This is a genomic window from Intrasporangium sp. (assembly GCF_036566125.1).
GTDB lineage: Bacteria > Actinomycetota > Actinomycetes > Actinomycetales > Dermatophilaceae > Intrasporangium.
In genome coordinates, this window is sequence record NZ_DATCWX010000134.1 from 1 (window position 1) to 21,014 (window position 21,014).

Annotated in this window: 22 protein-coding genes; 6 read left to right on the plus strand and 16 right to left on the minus strand. The window is 69.7% G+C overall.

From position 1 onward, the window contains the following. The 12 genes from VIR15_RS07735 to VIR15_RS07790 all read right to left on the minus strand — a co-directional run. Nucleotides 1-1,588 (minus strand): bifunctional uroporphyrinogen-III C-methyltransferase/uroporphyrinogen-III synthase (locus VIR15_RS07735; RefSeq protein WP_331926895.1); only part of this gene is annotated, 1,588 nt, incomplete at its 3' end. Next, nucleotides 1,585-2,535 carry a hydroxymethylbilane synthase gene (gene hemC / locus VIR15_RS07740; protein ID WP_331926896.1) on the minus strand — a complete coding sequence of 317 codons (951 nt, stop codon included), beginning with the start codon at nucleotides 2,533-2,535 and terminating at the stop codon, nucleotides 1,585-1,587. The genes VIR15_RS07735 and hemC, both read right to left, overlap by 4 nt. Beyond that, nucleotides 2,532-3,911 carry a glutamyl-tRNA reductase gene (gene hemA, locus VIR15_RS07745; protein WP_331926897.1) on the minus strand — a complete coding sequence of 460 codons (1,380 nt, stop codon included), beginning with the start codon at nucleotides 3,909-3,911 and terminating at the stop codon, nucleotides 2,532-2,534. The genes hemC and hemA overlap by 4 nt, the downstream gene beginning before the upstream one ends. Continuing rightward, complete coding sequence (locus tag VIR15_RS07750; RefSeq protein WP_331926898.1) at nucleotides 3,908-4,648, minus strand: redox-sensing transcriptional repressor Rex; 741 nt, start codon at nucleotides 4,646-4,648, stop codon at nucleotides 3,908-3,910. The genes hemA and VIR15_RS07750 overlap by 4 nt, the downstream gene beginning before the upstream one ends. A gap of 195 nt (nucleotides 4,649-4,843) precedes the next feature. Continuing rightward, nucleotides 4,844-5,089: a glutaredoxin family protein gene (locus tag VIR15_RS07755; protein ID WP_331926899.1), complete on the minus strand. Its 246-nt coding sequence runs from the start codon at nucleotides 5,087-5,089 to the stop codon at nucleotides 4,844-4,846. 50 nt (nucleotides 5,090-5,139) lie between these two features. Continuing rightward, on the minus strand, nucleotides 5,140-6,204 hold the full coding sequence (locus tag VIR15_RS07760) for a baeRF2 domain-containing protein (protein WP_331926900.1): 1,065 nt from the start codon (nucleotides 6,202-6,204) through the stop codon (nucleotides 5,140-5,142). A gap of 95 nt (nucleotides 6,205-6,299) precedes the next feature. Continuing rightward, a complete protein-coding gene (locus VIR15_RS07765; protein WP_331926901.1) occupies nucleotides 6,300-7,892 on the minus strand; it encodes a 1-acyl-sn-glycerol-3-phosphate acyltransferase in 1,593 nt (530 codons plus the stop codon). Continuing rightward, complete coding sequence (locus tag VIR15_RS07770; RefSeq protein WP_331926902.1) at nucleotides 7,889-8,935, minus strand: NAD-dependent epimerase/dehydratase family protein; 1,047 nt, start codon at nucleotides 8,933-8,935, stop codon at nucleotides 7,889-7,891. Before VIR15_RS07770 ends, VIR15_RS07765 begins: the two co-directional genes overlap by 4 nt. 186 nt (nucleotides 8,936-9,121) lie before the next feature. Continuing rightward, nucleotides 9,122-9,220: a 30S ribosomal protein bS22 gene (locus VIR15_RS07775; protein ID WP_003792170.1), complete on the minus strand. Its 99-nt coding sequence runs from the start codon at nucleotides 9,218-9,220 to the stop codon at nucleotides 9,122-9,124. A 215-nt stretch (nucleotides 9,221-9,435) separates the two neighbouring features. After that, entirely contained in the window at nucleotides 9,436-9,636 is a 201-nt protein-coding gene (locus VIR15_RS07780; protein WP_331926903.1) for a helix-turn-helix domain-containing protein, read from the minus strand. A 174-nt stretch (nucleotides 9,637-9,810) separates the two neighbouring features. Next, nucleotides 9,811-11,145, minus strand: a complete 1,335-nt coding sequence (aspS, locus tag VIR15_RS07785; protein ID WP_331926904.1) for an aspartate--tRNA(Asn) ligase — start codon at nucleotides 11,143-11,145, stop codon at nucleotides 9,811-9,813. Between the two features lie 187 nt (nucleotides 11,146-11,332). Then, nucleotides 11,333-12,529, minus strand: coding sequence for an acetoin utilization protein AcuC (locus tag VIR15_RS07790; RefSeq protein ID WP_331926905.1), 1,197 nt, complete (start codon nucleotides 12,527-12,529; stop codon nucleotides 11,333-11,335). Between the two features lie 54 nt (nucleotides 12,530-12,583). On the opposite strand from VIR15_RS07790, the gene VIR15_RS07795 reads away from it, so the two are divergent. Further along, on the plus strand, nucleotides 12,584-13,252 hold the full coding sequence (locus VIR15_RS07795; protein WP_331926906.1) for a potassium channel family protein: 669 nt from the start codon (nucleotides 12,584-12,586) through the stop codon (nucleotides 13,250-13,252). Between the two features lie 7 nt (nucleotides 13,253-13,259). On the opposite strand, the gene VIR15_RS07800 is transcribed toward VIR15_RS07795, so the two are convergent. Both VIR15_RS07800 and VIR15_RS07805 read right to left on the minus strand, forming a co-directional pair. Continuing rightward, nucleotides 13,260-13,790, minus strand: a complete 531-nt coding sequence (locus VIR15_RS07800; RefSeq protein ID WP_331926907.1) for a GNAT family N-acetyltransferase — start codon at nucleotides 13,788-13,790, stop codon at nucleotides 13,260-13,262. Nucleotides 13,791-13,873: 83 nt separating this feature from the next. Then, nucleotides 13,874-14,356: a GNAT family N-acetyltransferase gene (locus VIR15_RS07805; protein ID WP_331926908.1), complete on the minus strand. Its 483-nt coding sequence runs from the start codon at nucleotides 14,354-14,356 to the stop codon at nucleotides 13,874-13,876. A gap of 127 nt (nucleotides 14,357-14,483) precedes the next feature. Between VIR15_RS07805 and VIR15_RS07810 the strand changes: the two genes are divergently transcribed. Beyond that, nucleotides 14,484-15,962, plus strand: a complete 1,479-nt coding sequence (locus VIR15_RS07810; protein WP_331926909.1) for a S8 family peptidase — start codon at nucleotides 14,484-14,486, stop codon at nucleotides 15,960-15,962. 23 nt (nucleotides 15,963-15,985) lie between these two features. On the opposite strand, the gene proC is transcribed toward VIR15_RS07810, so the two are convergent. Next, on the minus strand, nucleotides 15,986-16,792 hold the full coding sequence (gene proC / locus VIR15_RS07815) for a pyrroline-5-carboxylate reductase (RefSeq protein ID WP_331926910.1): 807 nt from the start codon (nucleotides 16,790-16,792) through the stop codon (nucleotides 15,986-15,988). A 3-nt stretch (nucleotides 16,793-16,795) separates the two neighbouring features. Continuing rightward, nucleotides 16,796-17,746 carry a proline dehydrogenase family protein gene (locus VIR15_RS07820; protein ID WP_331926911.1) on the minus strand — a complete coding sequence of 317 codons (951 nt, stop codon included), beginning with the start codon at nucleotides 17,744-17,746 and terminating at the stop codon, nucleotides 16,796-16,798. A gap of 98 nt (nucleotides 17,747-17,844) precedes the next feature. On the opposite strand from VIR15_RS07820, the gene VIR15_RS07825 reads away from it, so the two are divergent. The 4 genes from VIR15_RS07825 to VIR15_RS07840 all read left to right on the plus strand — a co-directional run bounded on the left by VIR15_RS07825 (nucleotide 17,845) and on the right by VIR15_RS07840 (nucleotide 20,966). Continuing rightward, nucleotides 17,845-18,621 (plus strand): maleylpyruvate isomerase family mycothiol-dependent enzyme, encoded by a 777-nt coding sequence (locus tag VIR15_RS07825; protein WP_331926912.1) that lies wholly within the window; start codon nucleotides 17,845-17,847, stop codon nucleotides 18,619-18,621. A gap of 4 nt (nucleotides 18,622-18,625) precedes the next feature. Further along, nucleotides 18,626-19,378 carry an SAM-dependent methyltransferase gene (locus VIR15_RS07830; protein ID WP_331926913.1) on the plus strand — a complete coding sequence of 251 codons (753 nt, stop codon included), beginning with the start codon at nucleotides 18,626-18,628 and terminating at the stop codon, nucleotides 19,376-19,378. Next, complete coding sequence (locus VIR15_RS07835; RefSeq protein ID WP_331926914.1) at nucleotides 19,375-19,857, plus strand: nucleoside deaminase; 483 nt, start codon at nucleotides 19,375-19,377, stop codon at nucleotides 19,855-19,857. The genes VIR15_RS07830 and VIR15_RS07835 overlap by 4 nt, the downstream gene beginning before the upstream one ends. Before the next feature lie 140 nt (nucleotides 19,858-19,997). After that, nucleotides 19,998-20,966, plus strand: coding sequence for a putative endonuclease domain-containing protein (locus tag VIR15_RS07840; protein ID WP_331926915.1), 969 nt, complete (start codon nucleotides 19,998-20,000; stop codon nucleotides 20,964-20,966). Nucleotides 20,967-21,014: the final 48 nt, after the last annotated feature.

Sequence of the window (21,014 nt, forward strand, 5' to 3'; positions counted from 1 at the left end):
CCGCCTCGGCGGCCGCGACCGCAAGACCGACGCCGTGGCCGGCCAGGGCATCGACGAGGCTGACCGCCGAGGCCTCCGGTGCCAGCACGTCGACGCGTAGGCCGTGCTCCTGGGCGGTCTGGGCGGTGGCGGGGCCGATGCAGGCGATGACGGTCGCTGCGTGTGGCTTGCCTGCGATCCCCACGAGGTTGCGCACCGTCGAGCTCGACGTGAAGACGACCGCGTCGTAGTCGCCGCCCTTGATCGCATCCCGCACGTGCTGCGCGGGAGGCGCTGCGCGGACGGTCCGGTAGGCCGTCACGTCGTCGACCTCCCAGCCCATGTCACGCAGGCCGGCCACGAGCGTGTCGGTGGCGATGTCGGCACGGGGCAGCAGGACGCGGTTGATCGGGTCGAGGACCTCGTCGAACTCTGGCCACACCTCGAGCAGTCCCGCTGCGGAGTGCTCCCCGACCGGCACGAGGTCGGGGTTGATGCCCCAGTCGCGCAGCGCGTCGGCGGTGACGCCACCAACGGCCGCCACCTTGAGGCCGGCGAAGGCCCGGGCGTCGAGCCCGAGCTCCTCGAAGCGCTCCCGGACCGCGCGAACGGCGTTGGTCGAGGTGAAGCCGATCCATTCGTAGCGACCCGTGACGAGTCCCCGGACGGCCTTCTCCATCTGTTGCGGGGTGCGAGGCGGCTCGACGGAGATGGTCGGCACGACGTCGGCGACGGCGCCGTAGGCAGCGAGCCGCTCGATCGTGGGTCCCGCCTGGGCCTGGGTGCGGGGGACGAGGACCTTCCAGCCGAACAGCGGCTTGGTCTCGAACCAGGCGAACTCCTCGCGAAGCGCGACGTTGGGTGACACCACCGCTGCGGACACCTCGCCCGTGGCGCGCGACAGCGCGGTCTCCGCGTCGGCCAGGGTCGTCGTCCACGAGGACTGACGGACGGTGGTGCCCCGTTCGACGAGCACGACCTGAGCCTCGGACGGACGTCCACACTCGAGCAAGCCGTCCAGCGCCGCGCCGATCGACGACATCGAGCCGAGGATGACCACGGTGTCGTCGTTCGTGCCGTACCGGGCCAGGTCGAGCCCCGACTGGTCGGCGTTGAGCACATGGATCGCAGGAGTGGCCTTCGACGTGAGCGGGACGCCGGCGTAGGTCGCCACGGCGCTCGCAGCCGACACCCCGGGAACGACGTCGAAGCTGATGCCGGCCTTGCGGCAGGCACGGACCTCCTCGACGAGACCGTTGAAGGTCGCCGGGTCGCCGTCCATGAGGCGCACGACGAGGCCACCCGAACGGACGGACTTCGCAGCCCGGACGACGAGCTTGGCGCGCACGGCGTGGGTCAGCTCCTGACCGTTCTCACCGTGCGCGGCGTCCACGATCTGCACGTGCTCGCCGGCGTAGCGCAGCACGGCCTCCTCACGCATGAGGCGGTCGAGCACCACGACGTCGGCGGCGGCAAGCAGGTCGCGTGCCCGCAGGGTGAGCAGCCCCGGGTCGCCGGGGCCGGACCCGACGAAGGCGACCCGTGAGGGGGTCGTCGGGACCGTGGGGGTCGGCACCGTCGGCTCTGACGGCTGGCGTGTGCGAGTCACGAAACTGGCTCCGGGGGTCGTTGTGCGGGAGTGGAGGGCTGGCCGAGGTCGGCGGCGCCGTCCTCGAGCAGGATCTGGGCGAGTTGTCGGCCGATCACCTCAGGGTTGTCATACCTACCGGTGAGCGACCGACGCAAGTCGATTCGTCCGTCCTCGCTTCCGGCGAAGGCACGGAGGGACAACTCCGGTCCCTCGTCGCCTTCGACGACCTCGGCGAGGGCACCGACCGGCGCCGTGCAGCCTGCCTCCAGGGCCGCGAGCAGCGCACGCTCGGCGGTGACACAGATCCTCGTGTCGGCGTCCTCGAGGATCCTGACGGCGTCCTGCACGTCGGTCCGGTCGGCACGGCACTCGACCGCGAGCGCCCCCTGACCGGGCGCTGGCAGGACTTGGATCGGGTCGAGCACCTCGGTGACGACGCCGAGCCGGCCGAGTCGAGCCAGGCCCGCGCGCGCCAGGACGACCGCGTCAAGCTCTCCGCTGGCGACGAACCGAAGTCGCGTGTCGACGTTCCCGCGAATGGGGCGGATGTCGAGTCCGAGGCCCAGCGTCGCGAGCTGTGCCGTCCGCCTGGGCGAGCCGGTGCCCACGGTCGATCCGGCTGGTAGCTCCCCGAGGGTGAGGCCATCGCGAGCCACCAGGACGTCCCGGCTGTCTTCGCGCACGGGCACGGCGGCGATGACGAGTCCCGGCTCAGGAGTGGTGGGGAGGTCCTTGAGCGAGTGGACGGCGAGATCGACGCGATCGTCCTTGAGAGCCTTGCGGATGGCCGCGGCGAACACGCCCGTGCCGCCGATGGCCGTCAGCAACTCGCCGGAGACGTCGCCCTCGGTCGTGATCTCGACGAGCTCGACCTCGTGGCCGGCTGCCCGCAGCCGGTCGGCGACCCAGCGGGACTGCGTCGTGGCGAGCGCCGAGCGTCGGGTGCCGAGGCGCAGGGCGGTCATGGGGCACCTCGCTTGGGCGGGGACGAGACGTTGGCCACGTCCTTCGGCTCGAGGTCGAACAGCTCGCGGAGTGCGGCGGCGTAGTCGGGCCCGGCTCCCTCGACGGCGAACTCCTTGACCCGGGTCGTCGGCGTGTGGAGCAGCTTCTCGACGATGCGGTGCACCGCGAGTCCGACTTCGGCACGGGTCGCCTCGTCGAGCTCGGGAAGGCGCTGGTGGAGCCGGTCCAGCTCGGTCGAGACGAGGGAGGCGGCGCGGGCGCGCAGGGCGGCGACGGTGGGAGCGACGGACTTCTGGAGCCGGCGAGTCAGGTAGTCGGCCACCTCGGCAGTGACGAGATCGCTGACGAGGTCCACCTGCAGCAGGTCGGTCCGCCCCTCGAGACGTCGGCCGAGCTCCTCGAGGTCGATGAGCGTGACACTCGGGAGCGGCTGGGTCCACGTCTCGACCGGCGCGACGTCCCGAGGGAGTGCCAGGTCGATGATGACCTGCGGCACGCCTCGGCGTGCGGCGACGCTCCGGACCAGTCGGTCCTCCGTGATGACCTGGCCCACCGCGCCAGTGCACGTGATGACGAGGTCGCTCTCGGCCAGGACCTCAGCGAGGTCGGACCAGGGCCGAGGCGTCCCGCCAACGGATGCGGCCAGGCGCTCGGCCCGCACCGGCGTCCGGTTGATGACCGTGAGGTCGGCGATGCCACTGCGTGCGGCGGTGGCCACGGCGAGCCCACTCATGGCCCCCGCACCCACCACGGCGGCGCGCCGGCCGCGCAGGTCACCCAGGACGCTTGCGGCCTCCTCGAGGCCGATCTGGACGAGCGAGACACTGTGCCGGTCGATGTCGGTCTCGGAATGGGCGCGCTTCCCCACCCGAAGGGCATGCTGGAAGAGGGAGTTGAGCGACTCCCCTGCGCGACCGGCCCGTTGTGCCGCGGCGAGGGCATCTCGCATCTGGCCGAGGATCTGCGACTCCCCCACGGCCATCGAGTCCAGGCCGCAGGCCACCGTGAAGGCGTGGGCCACCGCGCCGTCGTCATAGCGGACGTAGAGATGGTCGGCGATGCCCTCCGCCCGGGTGGCGAGCTCCTCGACGGGGTCGCTCGGAGGCACAGCGGACGACGTCGGCAGGCCCTCCCGCCTCGTCCCGGCGGCGATGGCGAGTGCTTCACCGACTGCGGCCACAGCCGGGTGGAAGGCCGGCACTTCGGCGTAGACCTCGAGCCGGTTGCACGTCGCGAGGACGACGGCCTCGGACGCGGTCGCGGACGCGAGGACCGCGGTCGCGATGTCAGCGACCCGGGCGGGTGACTCGGAGAGGGACTCCAGCAGCGCGAGCGGCGCCGTGTGGTGGGACAGTCCGATGACGAGAAGGCTCACGTCGTCACCACCGGTCCGGAGCCCGTTGCGCTGGCCAAGCCCTGGGCATCGAGTGAGTCGAGCGAGTCGAGCGGGGCAAGGGCGCCCTGGGCCAGCGCCTTCTGCTGGGCATGGAAGGCAAGAATCTGCAGCTCGGTGGAGAGATCGACGCGGCGGACGTCGACACCGTCGGGCACGGAGAGCACGGCGGGCGCGAAGTTGAGGATGGACCTGACGCCGACGTCCACGAGCGCATCGCACACGGTCTGGGCGGCGACCGCAGGGGTGGCGATGACTCCGATGGCGATGGGGTCCGCGGCATAGCGTCGCGGCAGGTGGCCGAACGGCTGGATCTCGATCCCCTGGACCACCTCGCCCCGCAGTGCCGGGTCGTCGTCGAAGAGCGCGACGATGCGGAAGCCCTTGGTGACGAAGCCCGAGTAGGAGGCGAGCGCGTGACCGAGGTTACCCATCCCGACGATCGCGACGGGCCAGTCCTCCGTGAGGCCGAGCGCCCGGGAGATCTCGAGGGCCAGCGTCTCGACCTCGTAGCCGACTCCGCGGACGCCGTACGAGCCCAGGTGGCTCAGGTCCTTGCGCAGCTGCGCCGAGCGGACGCCCACGGCTGCCGCGAGCTCCTCGGACGACACTGACAGGACGCCCTCCTCGGCGAGGCGCGAGAGGGTTCGCAGGTACTCGGGGAGCCGCGCGACGGTTGCGTCGGGGATCTCGCGACGCAAGGTGGGGTCGGCCGACACGCTGGGTCACCGGCTCCTCTCGTCTGAGGCGAACTGGCCTCCCGGGAACGCCAAGAGACCACGAACGCGGAGCGCGTGGGTACCCCGTCAGGCTAGACGTTTGTGAACCCTTGCACAAAGTGAGCGGCGAATGTCACCACCACGTGGACAGTCCTGCGATCAGTCCTGTGATCCGGCCCGCCCGGTCACCAGCCGTCACATCAGGGCCGAACGCAACCGTGCCTCATCCACCCGCCAGAAGTCGTGGCGCCGGCCGTCGACCAGAGTTACCGGGATCTGCTCGGCGTACTTCGCGCGCAGCTCGGCATCGTCGTCGATGGAGCGCTCCTCCCACGAGACGCCGAGCTCGGCGGTGACCCGGTCGATGACCGCCCGCGCCTCATCACAGAGGTGACATCCGGGGCGACCGATGAGAGTGACGCGCGATTCAGGCTCGGGCATGGACCCATGCTAGGACTCGGCCGTCCGTGCCGGATGTCCCCGCGTCCGTCTCACTCCGGCGTCGACGCGTCGTTCCACCGGAGGATGGCTGCGACGCCATCCTTGGCCTCGAAGGGCTGGGCGACGAGTGAGATCTCGGCACCTACCGGAGCCAGCGACCAGATGAGCGCGTTGGGGTCGCGGTCCTCGATGGCCGCCTCCTGAGTGGCCGGCGCTTCCGACTCACCGTCCCAGACGTCGGAATGGAGCAGGACGTGGGCGACCTGTGCCTTGGCGACCGCCTCGATCACCGCATCCCAGCCCTCCACCGTCGAGCCGGCGCCCTTCGCGTCGCCGAACCGCTCGAGGAGGCGAGCGTCGCGCGCGGCGCGCCGCCGACCCAGCGCCGCATCCCGCGCGGTCACCTCCGCCGTCTCCGAGGTGCCGGCCGCTCTGCCACCGGTGTCGAGCCTGACGAGCAGCTCTGCCGTGGGCCCGGAGGCCTGTTCGAGCAGGTAGGACGCCATGTGCTCCTCGCCCTCGAGGAAGACCACGCCGAGCCGGAGGCGCCGAACGAGACGGTCGAGCTCGGCGGCGATCTGATTGGCGTTGTGCTTCCAGGAGTCCTCGGCGCGTGCCTGGAACCGGCGCTGGGAGGCACCCCCGACGCCGACCTTGCGCAGCTCGTCGTGCTCGCCGGTGACGTCGGTGGCCGTGACGATCGCGCCGCTGGGGTCGATGACCTTGATGTCGGCGCCCTCTCGATCGAGACGAACCACGGCGTGGGTCTCCTTGCCGTCGAGTCCGCGCACGACCTCCATCAACCGCGGGACCGGCCCGAAGGACGACGACTCATGGCGCGGCCGTCCGTCCATGCCGACGTCCAGGACGAGGTGGCCATGGCTCGCGCAGACGACCCGGGTGCGCTCACCGGCCCCCGTCGGATCCGTCACGGCCTCCTCGAGCACCGCCAGGGTGTCGCCATCGGCGCCGCGGCGCTCCAGCTCCCGTCGAGCCGAGCCCCAAGCAGCAAGTCGACGGCTCCGCGTCACCGGGTCGAGGTTGCTGGCGTCGAGTGTCGCGCACGCGAACGGGCCCTCGATGCCGGTGAGGGGCTTGAGCCAGTCGAGCTGCATCGGTGCCTCCCGGCGAGTCGTCTTCCGAGAAACGCTACCCCCGCCGCAGGCTCACAAACAGGGGGCCGACGAGCCCACGGCTGAGGCGCCGAAGCTCAGATGAAGACCGATCGCCGCTGCATGAGCAGGCTGTAGAGGGTCTGCTGGATCGTCTCGCGGACCTGGTCGGTCAGGTCGAAGACGAGCATCGGGTCGTCGGCGGCATCTCGGCCAAGAGCGGTCGTGTCGATCGGCGCGCCGAACTCGATGAGCCACTTGCTCGGCAGCGGGATGGCCCCGAGCGGTCCGAGCCACGGGAAGGTCGGCGTGATCGGCACGTAGGGGAGGCCGAGGAGCCGGGCGACGGTCGGCAGGTTGCCGATCATGGGGTAGATCTCCTCGGCCCCGACGATGGAGCACGGCACGATCGGGACGCCGGCGCGAAGGGCCGCGGAGACGAAACCCCCTCGCCCGAAACGCTGGAGCTTGTAGCGCTCACTGAATGGCTTGCCCACGCCCTTGAAGCCCTCGGGCCAGACGCCGACCAGGTGGCCATCCGCGAGCAGCCGCTCGGCGTCGGTGTTGGCGGCAAGCGTCGTCCCGGACCGGCGGGCGATCGCGCCGACGAAGGGCAGCTGGAAGACGAGGTCGGCGCCGAGCATGCGCAGGTGTCGCTTGTTCGGGTGCTCGTCATGGACGGCCACCTGGGTCATCAGGGAGTCCATCGCCACGGTGCCGGAGTGGTTGGCCACGACAAGGGCCCCGCCCTCGGACGGGATGTTCTCGATCCCCTTGACCTCCACCCGGAACCATGACTTGTACAACGGCCGCAGCAGGGGCAGGTGGACGTGGACCGTGTACTCCTCGTCGAAGCCGAACTCATCGACGGTGTAGTCCCCGGTCAGCCGGCGGCGCACATACGCGAGGGTCTCGGCAACCTGGCGCTCCACGTCCTCGGCCGGCACCCCGGCTGCCGTGGCAGCAGCCCGCAGCACGTTGACGGCCAGCTCGACGAGCTCCGCCGGACCAGGTCGCACCTCGGACGAGAACTCCGCTGACTCGAGCACGGCGCCGACGAGTCGCTCTGCCCGGCTCTGCAGGCCGGCGGCGATTCCGGCAGCCCCGCCCGGCTGCTCCGCAGGAGGATCCGTATGCCGCTCAGCCGGCTCGGTCGTAGGAGCGACCGCCTCGAGTGGCTCGGGCAAGGACGGGACCGGGTGCAGGGCACGTTCCCGTGCGCGTTGCTCCCGTCGCTCGCGGATGGCCTTGCGGGGCGGCCGCTTCCGCCTGGGCGTGTCCGGCGTCGTCGTGCCCGACACGTCACCCCTGCCGGCGCCAGTGCTCTCGTCCACGCCGGACTTCGGCTGCTCCGGCATGGCGAGCTTGGCGAGCATCACCTCGCGACGGGCAGCACTGAGCTCGACCGGCTCGAGTGCCGACAGCAACGGTGTGCCGGAACGCCGCCGACGCTCCCCGGAGGCCCTGGCCGCACCGGCCTCGAAGGCGTTGCGCGAGGCGGGCACCGGTTGGACTGCGGCCTTCTCGCCCTTGGCCTTGCGCGCCGTGCTCTGGCCGGCACTGGCCTTCCGGGTGCCAGCCTTCGGGGTGCTCGACTTCGTCGCGGCGGTCTTCTTCCTCGCCGTCTTGCTGGCGCTCGCCTTCTTCGTGCCGGCCTCTGTGGATTCGGGCCGGTCGTTGCGCTCGGTCACTGGTGCAGCCTCTCGAAGACACGGGCGAGCGTCGCAGCTCCTCCACCGGCAGCCCCGCTGACCGCCTCGGTGACGTCGCCGACTCCGGGCACGACCGGGCGGAGGTGCTCCGCGAAGTCCGCGAACGCCTCGCGGGTCGTGTACTGCGGGGCGAAGGCGAAGACCTCGCGCATCCGGGTCGTGTCCACGCCACGCCCGAAGGCGAGGAAGGCAACCTGGTCGGGGGAGAAGTCCGCCAGCCCGCTCCGCTTGACGATGTTGCCCACGATTCCGGCGGTCGACATCGGGACCGGGATGATCGGGCGGCGGACGACGGCGAGGCACTGGAGCAGGGTGACGAATCCGTCGCCGGCAACGTTGACGATGCCCACGGACGGTCCGGTCGTCGCCTGGGCGAGCGCTTCCACGGCGTCATGTTCATGGATGAACTGCATGCGGGCGTCGTAGCCCATTGGGACGGGGACGAGGGGCATGGCGAAATAGTCGGTGATGGCCGTGCGGATCTGCGGGCCAACGACGTTGGCGAGACGCAGCATGGTGATCTCGACGTCCGGACGCCGGCGCGAGAAACCCCGGACGTAGCCCTCGACCTCGATCGAGTCCTTGCCGAAGCCGGTCCGGGGCGTGGACTTGGCGTTCATGTCCTCGGCGAACATCGCCGGGTCGCGCGGCGAGGAGCCGTAGACGGCCGCTGTCGACTTCACGACGAGCCGTTGCACGCTGTCCGACTTCTGGCACGCGGCAAGCAGCTGCATCGTGCCGATGACGTTGATCTCCTTCTGCGTGACCCGACCGCCCGTGTCCTTGGGCGTGGCAATGACGTTCATGTGCACGACGGTGTCGACCCCGGCCTGCCGGATGATCCGGCCGATCATCGGGTTGCGGATGTCGGCCCGGACGAACTCCGCTCGCCCGATCAAGTGCCGGGGCGGGATGACGTCGACGCCGAGGATGCGCTCGATCTCCGGTTCGGCACTGAGCCGCCGGGCGTAGAGGCCTCCGAGGTAGCGGGACACGCCGGTCACGAGCACGACCTTGGCCACGACTCCTCCTGTCTCCGCACGTCCCGGCTGAGAAGAGGGCGACCAGCGCCCTCGGTTCACTGCGTGGGCTTCGGCACCACCCTACCGACGGGTTCCCATCGGGAGGGGTGGTGGTGGCAGCAGTCGACCCCCGCCCGGAGGGCGAGGGCCGAGACGTGCGGGCCAAGGCCCGCGGAACGCGTCAGGTCACTTCTTGTTACGACGCTGGTGACGCGTCTTGCGCAGCAGCTTGCGGTGCTTCTTCTTCGCCATCCGCTTGCGGCGCTTCTTGATGACAGAGCCCATGGTTGTCCTTGATCCGTTGACGGTGCAGTGTGCCGACTTGCGCCGACCGCCCGCGAATCGGGAGAGTCGACTCCTCGAGCCGAGCCGAGTGCACAGCCTAGCGTGTCCCCGGGGGCGAGCTCAAAAGCCACCCGCTGATCGAAAGAGCAGCTTCTGCCCCTGCGTCCTCGGGTGACCTCGAGCGCGGCGGGGCAGAAACTGCTCTTTCGATCTCCTCACGCGGTGTCGATGAATGACGTCTGCAGGTACTTGTGCACGGCGTCCTCCGGAACCCGGAAGGAGCGGCCGACCCGGACGGCCGGGAGCTCGCCGCCGTGGACGAGTCGATACACCGTCATCTTCGACACGCGCATGATCGAGGCGACCTCGGCGACGGTCAGGAACCGCACCTCGCTGAGCTGGCGCTCATTCGACATGTGAACCTCGATCTCTCCAACACCCGTATGTCGCCGGCTTCCCCTCCGGCGAAACATCACACGGGTGCACTAAGCAACCTTAGGTGCTGATGTGACAGGAGGGAAAGGCCACAGAGTGTGCGTCTCACCCGCCGCAAGCCGACACGCCGACCAAAACGGACCATAATCATCGAGCTATGGTGCGAGCCGGTTCAGGTCGCGCGGGAAGAGGGTGACGTCGCGGATGTTCTCCGCGCCGGTGAGCCGGGCCACCCAGCGCTCGAGCCCGATCGCGAACCCGCCATGGGGCGGCATCCCGTGCGCGAAGGCGTCGAGGTACCCCGCAAGCAGGGCGGGGTCCGTCTCGCTCCTGGCCAGTGCGGCGGCGTAGTCGCTCGGACGATGCAGCCGTTGTCCGCCCGTCGTCAGCTCGAGGCCCCGGAACAACAGGTCGAAGCTGTTGCTCCACCTCTCGTCGCCAGGCTGCGGGTGGGTGTAGAAGGGGCGCTTGGCCATCGGATAGCCCTCCACCGCAAGGAAGTCCGAGTCGAACTCGACTCGTGCCCACTCGCTGAGCGCACGCTCGTGCGCGGGGCTGAGGTCGGGCTCGTCCGGGTCCGCACCGACGGTCGCCAGCGCGTCACGGAAGTGGATGACCGGGAACTCCTCGGGCACCCGGGGCAGGTCGACGCCGAGGAGCGAAGCGGCCTCAGCGGCATACGTCCTGATCGACTCCACCATCCCGAGAAGGGCGGCCCGGAGAACTGCGAGCACGTCGCGGTGGTCGCGGATGAAGCCCAGCTCCGCGTCGAGCGAGGTGTACTGCGCGAGGTGGCGGACGGTGTCGTGCGGCTCTGCGCGGAAGACCGGCCCGACCTCGAAGACCCGCTCGAAGACCCCGACGAGCATCTGCTTGTAGAGCTGAGGGGACTGTGCGAGATAGGCCAACTGGCCGAAGTAGTCGACGGTGAAGACGTTCGCGCCGGACTCGGTCGCGGTCCCGACGAGCTTGGGCGTCACGATCTCGGTGAACTCGAGCGAGACCAGCGCCGAACGGAACCCGCGCAAGGAAGCGCTCGCGATCTCCCAGGCCGCGCGGTGCCTCGGGTGGCGCAGCGTCACCGCCGCGTGGTCGAGCCGGGTCGGCAGCCCGGCGCCGAAGGTGGGTCGCCAGAGCTCCGCCGGCGGTGGCAGGGCCGGCTCGGTAAGCGGCGTGAAGACCGGCTCGACAAGCTCCGCGCCACCCGGCGCCGCCGGGTTGTGCACCACGCGACCGGTCACCTCGACGACTGTCTCCTCGGGGAGGGCACCGAGGCTCGCGATGACCTCGGGGTCTTTGGCGACGACCTGGACCAGGCCCGAGCGGTCCCGCATCACGACGAACGTCACGCTGGCGAGCAGGCGACGTCGATGGACCCAACCGGCGAGGGTCGCTCGTGCGCCTTCGGGATGGGATGCGAGGTCTCGCGCGAGGACGCGGGACGCGGTGCCGACGGATGGGTGTCGTGACGAGTGTTGTGTCGTGGACATTCCTTCACCTCCTGGGGTCGTGCCCCGGAGGTGCGGGCGATGGGGAGAGTCGCTGTGCCACCGCACCTTCGCCGCCGCGGATCGCGGTCGGCCTCTTGTCCTGCTCGGCTCAGGATTGTCAGGCCCTTCAACGCCGTCCGGCCATGGTGCCAGATCGAAAGAGCAGGTCGCACTGCACTTTCGAGCGTCAGTCGAAGTGGATGTCCAGCCCGTGGTGCGGGAACACCGCAGTTCGGGTCGCCATGATGGCCCGGTCGACCTCGCTGCCCGGGTCGTAGCCGAGGTCCCACGAGCGCCACCACAGCGGTCCGTCCTGGGTCGTCAGGTCACCCATGCGCAACGGCGCCGGACGTCCGGTCGCGCGCTCGACGTGCTCGCGCCAGTCCTCGGGGATCTCCGTGGACGTGGGCAGCGGAACGTGCGCGGCGATGGCCGTCAGGTGCGTCCACGTGCGCGGGACGACGCCCACCACCTCGTAACCACCGCCGCCCAGCGCGACCCACCGGCCGTCGCAGACCTCGTGCGCCAGGCGGTGGAGCGAGTCCGCCGCGGACCGCTGGGCGTCGACCGTCATCGCGAAGTGGGCGAGTGGGTCCTCGGCGTGGGTGTCGCAACCGTGCTGGGTGATGAGGATGTCGGGCTTGAAGGAGCGAACGATCGGCATCACGGTGGCGTGGATCGCCCGGAGCCACCCCGCGTCGGCCAGCCCCGGCGGCAGGGACACGTTGACAGCGCACCCCTCGGCCTTGGGGCCGCCGATGTCGGTCGGCCAGCCGGTCCCCGGGAAGAGGGCCCGGCCCGTCTCGTGCAGCGAGATGGTCAGGACCCTCGGGTCGTCCCAGAAGATCCGCTCGACCCCGTCCCCGTGATGCACGTCGACGTCGACGTAGGCGATCCGCTCAGCGCCGTGGTCGAGCAGCCACTGGATGCCGACGGCGATGTCGTTGTAGATGCAGAAGCCGCTCGCCCGGTCGGGCATCGCATGATGGAGGCCGCCGGTGAAGTTGACGCCGTGGCTCGTCTCCCCCTCCCAGACGGCGCGCACGACGTCGACGGTCCCGGTGACGATCCGGGCGCTCGACTCATGCATCCCGACAAACGCAGGGTCGTCCTCCGTGCCGATGCCCCGGTCGGGGTCCGCCCGGGCGGGGTCGGCCGAGGCAGCCTTGACCGCCGCGACGTAGTCGGGGTCATGGACGGTCTCGAGCAGCTCGTCGCTCGCCGGCTCCGCACCGCGCACCTCGACGCCCGGGGCGTCGAACAGGCCCAGGGCCTCGCAGAGCCGCGCCGTCAGGTCCAGTCGAATGGGTGCCATCGGGTGGCTCGGGCCGAAGTTGTACTTCGTGAACGACGCGTCCCAAACGATGCGGGCCTGGCTTGGCATGATTGAGACGCTATCGCGTCACCGTTGGGCGCGGACTGTGGAGAAGGGAATCCCATGGCGCGCAACAAGCTCTTCGAGGACGACGTGCTCGTGATCGGCCTGGGGCGCTTCGGCGCGGCCGTCGCCCTGGAGCTGACCAAGCTCGGTCACCGCGTCATCGCCGTCGAGCGGGACAACGCCCTTGCTGAGACGTACGTCAACAAGTTCGCCAAGGTGGTCCATGCCGACATGGCCCACGCGAGCGCCGTTGACATGATCCGGACGGCAGAGCCGAAGATCGCGATCGTGGGCATCGGCTCATCCATCGAGTCCTCGGTCCTCGCGTCCGCCAATCTCGTCGACGCAGGTGTGCCCTCCATCTGGGCCAAGGCACTCTCGCCGGAGCACAAGCGGATCCTCGACCGCATCGGCGTGCACCACGTCATCTCGCCGGAGTCGGACGCCGGCCGGCGTGTGGCGCACCTCGTCAACGGTCGGTTGCTCGACTACATCGAGTTCGACGACGGCTTCGCGATCGTCAAGATCAACCCGCCTCAGGAGACGATCGGTTTCACCCTCGAGCAGAGCCAGATCCGACGCAAGTACGGCGTGACGGTGGTGGGGGTGAAGGCACCCGGAGAGGACTTCACCTACGCCGTGCCGCAGACCAAGGTCTCGGCGCACCACGTGCTCATCGTCAGCGGACCGACTGAGCTCATCGAACGTTTCGCGGCACGGCCCTGACCCGGCCTCAGCGCCCTCCGATCACTCGGCGATCGTCCGCGAGCGGGAGGACCATGGCGATCTCCTCCTCGCCATCCTCCTCGGACGTCACTCCCATCGGGCGCCGCTGGTCCGTCGGCCGGAACCCCATGCCACTCGCGAAGGCGACCGCACGGCCGTTCTCCGTCCCGACCCAGTAGTAGAGCTGGCTCTGACCGCGCTGCTTGGCCAGGGCCGCGCCGTTCTTGACCAGCTTGGTTGCGACACCGGAGCCACGCAGCTCGGGCTTGACCCAGAGGCCGAAGAGCTCACCCGCCCGGCCCTCCTCGTCGGATGGTGCGGTCCCGACGCTCAGCACTCCGACGGCTGCACCGTCGCGCTCGGCAATGAGGCGGGCCGATCGCTGCATCCGTGCGCGCCAATGGGCCTCGTCGAAGGTCTCCTCCTCGGCCGCGGTGGCGACAAAGGCTTCGGGGGACTCGTTCAGTGCCTCGAGTCGAACCGCCCGATAGTCCTTCCACTCATCCTCGCCCAGGTGGCGCACGGTGATCTCGCTCATGGCACCACCATGGCATGCGGCCCGATCAGTTGCATCCGAGGGTGGGTGAACTCCTGATGACCCGGACGCCCGGGACGCTCTCTTCAGAGAGGGTGCACCATCTCGAGCTCGTGGACGTCCTCGCGGCGGGGATGCCCCGTGATTGCACCGGTTCGCACGAAGCCACAGCGCTCGTAGAGCGCGATCGCGGGGTCGTTGTGGCTGCCCACTTCGAGGACGACCTCGGCCTTCCCGAGGTGGCGAGCCTCCTCGAGGACGGCCCGGACCAGTGCCTCACCGACGCCGCGCCCCCGAGCGCGCGGCGCGACGTAAAGGCCGAAGAGTGAGGCGGTCCGAGCCCGCCCGGGCTCCCAGTGCGAGCCCAGCCCGGCACTACCGACGACACCGTCCGCATCCCGGGCCTGGACGAGCCAGGCGCCTTCGATGCGCTCGCGCCAGTCCGCCTCGTCGTAGACGGCTTCGTCGGCGTAGGTGTACCAGAACGAGTCGGGAGCGTCCCGGAGCATCTCCAGCCGGACGTCGCGGTGACTCTCCCAGTCGTCGGGGCGCACGACGTGCAGGTGCATGCGGCGAGGATACGACCGACACACCCTCCTCCGGTGGCGAACGTCACACGGCGCCACTAGGTTCGCCCCTAATGCCGGCCCGAACGACCGGCATCAGTCATACCACCCTCCCGATTGGAGCAGCTCAGTGAAACGCAGCTACTTCCTCCCACTCGCGACCGCCAGCGCGGTGGCCCTCGGCCTCTCGGTCGTCGGCACTGCAGGGTTCGCAGCGGCAGCGACAGACGGTGCGGAGACGACCTACCTCGTCCTCGCCCCGGGCGCCGCGACGGATCAGGCCAAGGCGCGTGTCGCCGCGGCAGGCGGCACCGTGGCCGCCGACTACCGTCAGATCGGCGTCATCGTCGCACGCTCGACCAACCCGAGCTTCGTCACGGACGTGGCGGGACCGGGTGTTGCATCAGCTGGTGCCACGACGGGCCTCGGTTCGGCCCTCGACGAGGGCGGCACCCTCGAGACCGTCGAGTCAGCTGAGGTGACGGCGAACGGTGCGTCGGGCGAGCCCCTGTACAACCTGCAGTGGGACATGCCGCAGATCAATGTGGCGCAGGCCCACGGGGTGACGACCGGTGAGGGGGTTGTCGTCGGCGTCCTCGACAGCGGCATCTCGAGCAGCCACCCCGACCTCGCCACCCAGATCGCCAAAGACAAGAGCGTCTCGTGCATCGGAGGGGTCCAGGACACGTCCGAGGGTGCGTGGAACCCGACCACCTCCGACCACGGCACCCACGTCGCCGGCACGATCGCCGCTGCGGTCAACGGCGTCGGCGTCACCGGCGTCGCCCCCGGTGCCAAGGTGGCTTCGGTCAAGGTGGTCAACGACGACGGCTACATCTACCCGGAGGCCGCGCTCTGCGGCTTCATGTGGGCGGCCGACCAGGGCATGGACATCACGAACAACAGCTACTACATCGACCCGTGGCAATGGAACTGCCGCAACGACGAGCGGCAGCGCCCGGTCTGGCAGGCCGTCCAGCGCGCCATCAGCTACTCCCAGAACAAGGGTGTGCTCAACATCGCCTCGGCGGGGAACTCCAACGTCGACCTGCAGCACAAGTTCATCGACAGCGGCAGCCCGAACGACGGCAGCTACCCGGTCGAGGACCGCACCATCAACGGCGCCTGCGTCGTCCTGCCGGGGCAGGCCCCTGGTGTCGTGACGGTCTCCGCGACGGGTCCGACCGAGCAGAAGTCCTACTACTCGTCCTATGGCCAGGGTCAGGTCGACGTTGCTGCACCTGGCGGCGACAGCCGGTTCCGCAGCCAAGGCGCGGTCTCGAACGCTGCTGACGCGATCCTGTCGACGACCTTCAACACCGTCACGAAGGCGAACGGCTGGGGCTACAAGCAGGGCACGTCGATGGCGAGCCCGCACGCTGCCGGCGTCGCGGCTCTCGCTCTTTCGGCCCACCCGGAACTGAGCCCGGGCGCGCTGGCCTCGCTCCTCGAGCGGACGGCCGAGCCGCTGGCCTGCCCTGTGGGGGTCTACAACCCGACGCCGAACTGGGCGGATCGGGAGACCTTGTACGAGGCATCCTGCCACGGCGGCCAGCGCAACGGCTTCTACGGCGCCGGCGAGGTCGACGCCCTCACCGCCGTCCAGTAGGCGACACCTCCAAGCAGCTGGTCTCAGACCTGACCAGAGGCCAGCTGCTTGGACCGCGCTGCCGCGGCCTCCATCGCGTTGACGAAGGCCGCCCGGACCTTGTGGTCGTCCAGCTGTCGCAGCGCAGCAACCGTCGTGCCGCCCGGCGAGCTCACCTGCTCGCGCAGCACCGTCGGATGCTCGTGGGTCTCCTTGAGCATCGTCGCGGCCCCGTAGAGCGTCTGGACGACGAGCTCGGTGGACGTGGCCCGGGGCAGCCCGAGGACGACGCCGGCCTCGATCATGGCCTCGACGACGTAGAAGATGTATGCGGGCCCGCTGCCCGAGATCGCGGTGACCGCATCGAGGTGCTTCTCCTCGAGGCGGACGACCTTGCCGCACGACGAGAGCAGTGCCTCGGCCTCGACGAGGTGCTCCTCGGCGCAATGCCGGCCAGGCGAGATGCCGGCCATTCCCTCGTCGACGAGAGCGGGCGTGTTGGGCATGACTCGGACGACCGACGACCCCTCGGGCAGGCGCGCTTCGAGGAACTCGGTCGTGATCCCGGCCGCGAGCGAGACGACGGTGTTGCCCTCGCGGACGTGGTCGCGGATCTCGTCGAGCAGGGCCTCCATGTCCTGGGGCTTGACGACGAGGACGAGCGTGTCCGCCAGCTCGGCAGCCTCGGGGTTCGGCAGCGCGCGCACGTGGTACTTCTCGGCGAGCTGCGCGGCACGGTCCGGGTTGCGCTCGGTGATGACGAGGTCGGCCGCGTCACGACCGGAGCGGAGCAGGCCGGACAGCAGGGTCTCGCCCATCACACCGGCGCCGAAGATCGCAGTGGTCGCCATGGTTCAGCCTCTCGTCGCCAGGCCGCGCAGGAAGAACATGACGTTGGCTGGCTTCTCGGCCATCCGCCTCATGAGGTAGCCGTACCACTCTTCGCCATAGGGAATGTAGACGCGCATCTGGTCGCCTCGGTCGGAGATCCGCTTCTGTTCCTCGGGTCGGATGCCGTAGAGCATCTGGTATTCGAACGACGTGGCGGCGCGTCCGGCCTGGGCCGCGAGCGCGCCTGCGATCTCGATGAGGCGCGGGTCGTGCGTGGCGATCATCGGGTAGCCGTCCCCATGCATGAGGATCTTGAGGCACCGGACGTACGACCGGTCGACGTCGCTGCGGGACTGGAAGGCAACCGACTCCGGCTCCTTGTATGCGCCCTTGCAGAGCCGGACCCTGGATCCGGTGCCGGCGAGGTCTCGGCAGTCTGCCTCCGTCCGATGGAGGTACGTCTGCAGGACCGCACCGACGGTCGGGAAGTCCGCCCGCAGCTCGCGGAGAGCCTCCAACGTCTGGTCCGTCGTGGTGTGGTCCTCCATGTCGAGCGTGACGGTCGTCCCCGCCAGGTCCGCCAGGGTGCAGATGTCGTGCGCGTGCTCGAGGGCGACCTTGTTGCCATCCCCGGGAAGTGCCTGACCGAGTGCGCTCAGCTTGAGCGAGACCTCGGCCGTGGCGCCCTCGGTGAGGCCTTCGTCGCGGAGGGCGGTGATGAGCTGGAGGTAGGCGTCGCGCGTCTGCTGCGCCTGGGCCAGGTCCGCGGTGTCCTCGCCGAGGTAGTCGATCGTCGACAGCCGCCCGGTCGCCGCGATCTCTCCCGCCGCAGCGACGACGTCTGAGTGCTGCGCCCCCGGGACGAAGCGCTTGACCACCGAACGCGACACGGGCGTCTTCTCGACGAAGTCGCGGATGTTCTCCTGCTTGGACAGCTGAAGGAGCGAGTTGCGCAGCAGGTCGCTGGCGTCCACGGGGACCTCCTGGTCGTTCGTCGGATGGGGCAGGGCTGGCAGGGCCGCCTGGTCAGGGCGCCCCTCGCAAACCTACCGCCGTGCGGCAGACTCACCGCATGGACGCACGCCTTCCCCCCGCTCCTCCCCTGAGTGCGCTCGGCGATGGTCTCGGCCAGGCCGCGACCGTGCTGCGAGCCAATGCGATGGCGGCGGGTCTCGATGCCACCGTGCCCACGTGCCCGGGGTGGACCGTGCGTCATCTCGTCGCGCACGTCGGCATGGTGCATCGGTGGGCGGCGGGACACGTGAGCGAGTCGCCGATCGACGCGCCGGAGGCCTTGGAGGCGGCTGCCATGTCGGAGCCGGACCTCCTCGGCTGGTTCGACGAGGGAGCAACCGCCCTGCTCCAGGCCATCGTCGACGCACCGGATGACCTCGAGGCGTTCGTCTTTCTCAAGAATGCTCCATCCCCCAAGGTCTTCTGGACCCGGCGGCAGTGCCACGAGACGACGATCCACGCGGTCGATGCCCTTGCCGCGCGACTCGGGCGGCCGCCCGCTCGCGAGGAGACCTGGATCAGCACCGACCTGGCCCTGGACGGCCTCGACGAGCTGCTTCGCGGGTTCGTCCCGCGCCGCAGCCAGGGCATCCACCCTCCGGAGGAGTCGGTCATGCTTGTGCGGCCGGATGACTCGCCCAGCGCCTGGCGACTCGGTATGGGACCCGACCACCCCGTCGAGGTCACGGTGGTCGACGGGGCGAGCTCAGCGGCATACGGCACGATTGACCGCGAACTGGCCGGGCACCCGGTGGACCTCTATCTCCAACTCTGGAACCGCGGGGCCGAGGTCGACCCCTGGTGGCACGACCTCGTCACCATCACATGGAAGTGAACCGATGCCTGCGCTCGACCACCTGACCAAGGACGAGTTCCCCCGGTCGAACAAGTACGACGCGAAGTGGCTCGTCGACCTCGACATGGGCCCGCACCCGCTGTGGCTGCTCGAGGACCTCGCGAAGGACCTGGACCTCCGGCCCGGCATGCGCGTCCTCGACCTCGGCTCCGGGCGTGGGGCGACGTCGGTGTTCCTCGCCAAGGAATACGGCGTGCAGGTCGTGGCGGCCGACCTGTGGGTCGACCCGACCGAGGCGGCCGAGGTCTTCTCGAAGGAGGGCGTCGACGGCCAGGTTCTGCCGATGCGGGTCGATGCCGGGGCGCTGCCGTTCGGGCGCGCTTCCTTCGATGTGATCGCCAGCATCGACGCGTGGGAGTACTTCGGGACGGGCGATCACTATCCGCCGTACCTGGCGACGTTCCTCAAACCGGGCGGACAGCTCGGCGTCGCGACGCCTGCCCTGACGACCGAGGTGCGCGAGCTCGGCGCGATCCCCGACCACATCGACAAGGTGGTGGGCGCCGAGACCGCTGCATGGCACACCGCCGAGTGGCTGCGGAGCCAGTGGGAGTTCTCGCGGGCCTTCACGTCTGTGACGGCTCGGGAGCAGGCGGACGGGTGCGCGAACTGGCTGCTGTGGGAGCGAGCCGTCATGGAGCTCAAGGGACAGATGAGCTCGCCCGTGCAACAGATGCTCGAGGCGGACGGCGGAGCGTTCGTGACGTTCGCGATGGTCACCGGGAGGGTGGCATGACGCTCAGCCACACCGATCTGGACCACCTGCGGCGCGCCGTGGCCCTCGCGCGGCTGGCTCTCGAGCGAGGGGACGAGCCGTTCGGCTCGGTGCTGGTGGGGGCTGGTGGCGAGATGCTCTTCGAGGACCACAACCACGTCGTCGCCCTCGAGGAGACGCAGCATCCGGAGTTCGCGATTGCCCGATGGGCCGGGGCGAACCTGTCACGGGAGGAGCGGGCTGCGGCGACCGTGTACACGTCCGGTGAGCACTGCCCAATGTGCTCCGCCGCCCATGGCTGGGTCGGGCTCGGGCGGATCGTCTATGCGGCGAGCTCGGCGCAGCTGGCACGGTGGCGGGCCGAGTGGGGGATGCCGGAGTCGCCGGTACGGGCGCTGCCGATCCGCGAGGTCGTGCCGGGTGCGGTGGTCGATGGTCCGGCCCCTGAGCTCGAGGACGAGGTTCGCGCGCTGCACGAGTCCTGGGCCCGCCGCGCCTGAGGCTGCGCCGGTCGGGGGCCCGGGTCCGCATGTGGCGGCAGTTTCGGCAGAACCCCCGCCATTCCCGGGCCCGGGTCCGCATGTGGCGGGCCTGTGGATGAGCACCCTTGACCGTCCTCCGTTTTCGAGACGCTGTCCGCGTGACAACTGGCGCACGCGATGCAGACGGTGAGGACAAAGCGAAGCTGGAGCTGGCGCCGGGCCTGTTCACCCGAGCAGGTGCGCTGTCCGCCGGGTCGACGGCGTGGTCGTTTCGCCGCTCGCACCGCCAGCTCTTTCACGGCGTGCACGTTCCCAGGGACGACGTGGTCGATGACCGTCGTCTCAACGAGGCTGCGTTGTCCATCTGCCCCAAGGGGTCCTACCTCTCGCACTTCTCGGCGGCGCGCCTCTTCGGCGGTGTGGTCCCCGACGATCCCGATGTCCATGTGACCTCTCCGAGGAATCGGCCGAAGGCCAGAGGGATCGCAGGGCATCGCGCGAAGCGCAACCAGCAGGTGACGACCTGGCGCGGCTTGCGCACGACCACTCCGATGCAGACATTCCTCGACATGGCACAGGTGCTGACGCTGGTGGACCTCGTGGTGCTCGGGGACTCCTTGGTGAAGCGAGAGCGATTCACGACGCGGCAGCTCGTTGCCTTCGTCGCGGGGTCGACCGGGCCACATCATCGCCTGGCCAAGCGGGCGGCCGCACTCGTGCGCAAAGGAGTCGACTCGCCCATGGAGTCGCGGCTCAGGCTGCTCATCGTCCTGGCCGGGCTGCCCGAGCCCAAGGTCAACCATCGCGTCGTCGATGCCGACGGTCAGCTGATCTACCGGTTCGACCTCTGCTACCTGAAGTTCGGCCTCGTGATCGAATACGACGGGCGGCAGCACGCGGACTCGACCGAGCAGTGGCACCGTGACCTCGACCGGGACGAGCAGCTCGACGACTGGCAGATCCGGCGCCTTGTCGTGGTGTCTTCCGGCATCTACAACACGCCGGGCACGACGCTGAGCCGGATCACCAAGGCCATGCGGCAGCGCGGCATGACCGTTCCAACGCTGTCGGATGAATGGCGGCGGCACTTCCCGAGCCGAGCTGGTGATGTCGCATCGCCGTCATAGCGGGGCCCCGGTCCCGATGTTGCGGGGATGAGAGCCAGATTCCCGCCG